Source organism: Microvirga sp. HBU67558 (assembly GCF_018069605.1).
GTDB classification, from domain to species: domain Bacteria; phylum Pseudomonadota; class Alphaproteobacteria; order Rhizobiales; family Beijerinckiaceae; genus Microvirga; species Microvirga terrae.
Map to the genome: position 1 here is coordinate 1 of NZ_JAGPUP010000234.1, position 601 is coordinate 601.

At 71.7% G+C, this 601-nt stretch carries 1 protein-coding gene; it reads left to right on the forward strand.

All coding sequences use genetic code 11. From position 1 onward, the window contains the following. On the forward strand, nt 1-601 hold a 601-nt coding region (locus tag KBI52_RS00985), incomplete at both ends, for a methylmalonyl-CoA mutase family protein (protein ID WP_247654089.1).

A 601-nucleotide genomic window follows, 5' to 3' on the forward strand; every position in this document is an offset into this window, starting at 1 on the left:
ACGAGTCGAACCTTGCCCGCGTGGCCGACCCGGCCGCGGGCGCGGGCGGCTTCGAGACGCTCACGGACGTCTTGTGCGAGAAGGCCTGGAGCCTGTTCCAGGAGATCGAGCGCGAGGGCGGCATTCTCGAAAGTCTCAAGTCCGGCATGCTCCAGGCCCGCATCGCGGCCGTGTGTTCCCAGCGGGCAAAAGCCGTCGCCACCCGCCGGGAGCCGATCACCGGCACGAGCGAGTTCCCGAACATCCATGAGGCCGATGTGGCCGTGCTGCTGCCGATGCCCGCAGCCGAGGCGAACGCGGCCCCCACCGCGTCGGCGTCGTCTCCCGCCTCGACCGAGACCGACTTCGCGTCTCTCGTCGGCATGGCCGGACAGGGCACGCCCCTGATCCAGCTCGTCGGCACCGCGGCCGGCTTGGCGCCCGTCTCCATCGCGCCCCTGCCGTCGATCCGGACGGCGGAGCCGTTCGAGCGCCTGCGCGACCGCGCGGACGCCTATCGCGCCCGGACCGGGGAGCGCCCGAGGGTGTTCTTGGCGAATCTCGGGCCGATCGCGGCCTTCACGGCCCGGGCGACCTTCGCCAAGAATTTCTTCGAGGCCGG